Annotated in this window: 4 protein-coding genes and 1 pseudogene; all 5 read right to left on the reverse strand. The window is 61.4% G+C overall.

Annotation, left to right across the window (positions count from 1 at the left end; all coding sequences use genetic code 11):
• Positions 1-93 precede the first annotated feature (93 nt).
• Positions 94-666 (reverse strand): flagellar transcriptional regulator FlhC, encoded by a 573-nt coding sequence (gene flhC / locus A6D6_RS21510; protein ID WP_133491394.1) that lies wholly within the window; start codon positions 664-666, stop codon positions 94-96.
• 3 nt (positions 667-669) lie between these two features.
• A complete protein-coding gene (gene flhD, locus A6D6_RS21515) occupies positions 670-996 on the reverse strand; it encodes a flagellar transcriptional regulator FlhD (RefSeq protein WP_133491395.1) in 327 nt (108 codons plus the stop codon).
• A gap of 481 nt (positions 997-1,477) precedes the next feature.
• Complete coding sequence (locus tag A6D6_RS21520; RefSeq protein ID WP_133491396.1) at positions 1,478-1,765, reverse strand: EscU/YscU/HrcU family type III secretion system export apparatus switch protein; 288 nt, start codon at positions 1,763-1,765, stop codon at positions 1,478-1,480.
• A complete protein-coding gene (gene fliK, locus A6D6_RS21525; RefSeq protein WP_236564211.1) occupies positions 1,758-1,964 on the reverse strand; it encodes a flagellar hook-length control protein FliK in 207 nt (68 codons plus the stop codon). The genes A6D6_RS21520 and fliK overlap by 8 nt, the downstream gene beginning before the upstream one ends.
• Positions 1,961-2,451, reverse strand: a pseudogene (locus tag A6D6_RS21530) (hypothetical protein); the annotation flags it as partial. The gene fliK and the pseudogene A6D6_RS21530, both read right to left, overlap by 4 nt.

Consider the following 2,451-nt stretch of genomic DNA (forward strand, 5'->3'; position numbering starts at 1 on the left):
TTGCTTGCAAGCGAATGGAGCAACGCCGGAGACCCTATTCGTCAGCAAGCTGGCTCCCACAGAGTGTGCCACGAAGCCGCTGTGGGTAGCCTGCTAGGCGTAGGAGGCCGACACCGAACCGTCGTCCAGCAGCGGTCCCGTGCTCCGGGCTCGTTTCCGGGTCTTGCCCGCCCGCGACGGTGGCTGACAAATACCACAGACGAAATTCTGCGTCGGAGTATGGGCATGGGTGACGAAATGCCCTCCGCAACAGGTACAGGCGGATAGCTCGAACATTTCGCTTTCAAAAAAACGTACCAGGGTCCAGGCGCGGGTCAGCCCCAGCACCGGCTCGGCGCCATCCAACGCCATTTGCTCCAGGTAAAGCCGGTAGGCCTTGACGAACCCTTCCATACGCCCGCACCGCTGATGCACGGTGAGGTGACGAAAGAAGCCGTAGAACAACGACGAGTGAATGTTCGGCAACCAGGTAATGAACCAGTCCGTGGAAAACGGCAACATGCCCTTCGGCGGCGACATGCCCCGTACTTCCTTGTACAGACGGATCAACCGGCCACGACTGAGCTCGGTCTCTGATTCCAGCACTTGCAACCGGGCGCCCAGTTCAATCAGCTCAATAGCAAGCTGCACCTGCCGCATCTCGCCAACCAGACTCTTTTCGCTCATGACTCACCCTTGCCGCGCGGCCACGGCATCGCCGGTGGCGGTCATCAACAAGGCGGCATGGGTCTGCCCCAGCCCCTGTTCACGCTTGTGATTGGTCAACGCCTGCAACTGGCCGGCGTCATCCAACCCGAGTCGGAACAGAAACTGGTTGGTACGCGCCAGACGGCTGAGTTGACGCGCGGAGAGGGACAACAGCACCTCCGCCATGGACTCGTCGATTTTCAAACGAAACAAAGCGGTGGCGTAATCTTCCTGCAACAGGCGTTGTGCCAGCAGCAGATAGGTCAGATTCAGATCCTGAATTTCATTCAGTATGTTGTCGACGTTCATTGTTGCGCTTGCTCCTTCGGTACCCGTACCGAGAGAGTCCCTGACCTGCTTTGGCCGAGGACTCCCGATCCCCCGTTCCATCCGTCTTGCCCGCCGGCCGGCATCGTTTCGATGGGCGGCGGGAGCCTGCTCATCGGCACCGGTGATATTGTTGTTCCGGTGGGCTTTTGAGTCGGGACCTTCGTCCACGACTAAGCATTTAGCGTGACAAGCATCACACTAAAGTACCAAAATAGTGATACATTTCACATACCACTTTTGAATTATTTCAAACTTTCAACTTCTTTCAGGATAGAGGCGGGAGAATGCGGGAAACGGCGGCGAACCGGCTGGGTTTAGAGAGCCACCGAGAAACGTCATGCCGGACTCGATCCGGCATTTCCCTCTACCAGGTCATACAACCGGTAGAGGGAGAACCCGGGTCAAACCCGGGATGAAGCAAGGGGGGTAAGCCCGGAATAACAAGGTGTTCAGGGGTTCCTCAGGTCTGCTCCCCAGGCGGATCCTGCTCCAGTTGATGGACCCAGACCAGCAACTCCGCCACCACCTGGTACAGGGCTTCGGGAATACGCTGGTCCAGATCGACGGTCATCAGCAAAGCCACCAGCTCCGGCGCGCCATGGACGAAGACGCCATGGCGGCGGGCCTCTTCCACCAGCCGCTCGGCCAGGTCGCCGTAGCCCTTGGCCATGACCCTCGGGGCACCGTCGCCTTCCCGATAGGCCAGAGCCACCGCCCGGCGGCGCGAAGTATCGCTCCCCTCACTCATCGGCGTTTTGCTCCGGATCAGGCTTCGCCACCTTGACCAAGACCCGCAACCCCAGAGCCTCGAGGCGGTCCCGCAGCATCGACTCTCCTGCGCGCAGACACACCAAGGTTTCTTCCCTCGGTGCCGTCAATTGGAGATTCAAGCGGTCTTCCCGCAACCACAGTTGTACCCGGATCTCGCCGAGCGCTTCGGTGCTCACTTCCAATTGCGACCGCCAGGTTCCCTCCTCCTCGCCGGAACGGCGGGGGGTTTTCGGGACTCCCGTGGCGGAGCCTGTATCAGCAACGCGGCGAACAACCCCGACCAAAGGTCACCTTCCCAGCGCAATACCGGCGTCGCCAGCAACTCCAGTTGGTGACGTACCACCGGCTGCACACTCTCTTCCACGGTGGCGACATGACGTTGCCCGGCGGCAGCGGCCACTGGCGGCTCCCCATCCGTTTCCCCGATACCAGTAATTACCATGCCCTCCGCCCCCCTGATCGTGGCGGGTCCCGGCGCCGGGACAAGCCCGGGCGTGGCGGCCGGCCCCGGCGCCAGCCGCATTTGCGGCTCCGCCCGCAAGGCCGCCAGAGGACGTTCACCGCGAAACCATTGGCCCAGGTGGGATTCGTAGAACAAGCCGCTGTGCTCCACGCTGCCCCGTAGAGCCGCCGCCAACGGAGCGGGAGACAGCGGCGGCCCGG

Source organism: Alcanivorax xiamenensis, from assembly GCF_009846745.1.
Lineage (GTDB): Bacteria > Pseudomonadota > Gammaproteobacteria > Pseudomonadales > Alcanivoracaceae > Alloalcanivorax > Alloalcanivorax xiamenensis.

Excerpts from the sequence above, each read along its gene's own strand:
- flhD (WP_133491395.1), bottom strand. The coding sequence starts at position 996 with ATGAACGTCGACAACATACTGAATGAAATTCAGGATCTGAATCTGACC.
- flhC (WP_133491394.1), bottom strand. The coding sequence starts at position 666 with ATGAGCGAAAAGAGTCTGGTTGGCGAGATGCGGCAGGTGCAGCTTGCT.
- A6D6_RS21520 (WP_133491396.1), bottom strand. The coding sequence starts at position 1,765 with ATGAGTGAGGGGAGCGATACTTCGCGCCGCCGGGCGGTGGCTCTGGCC.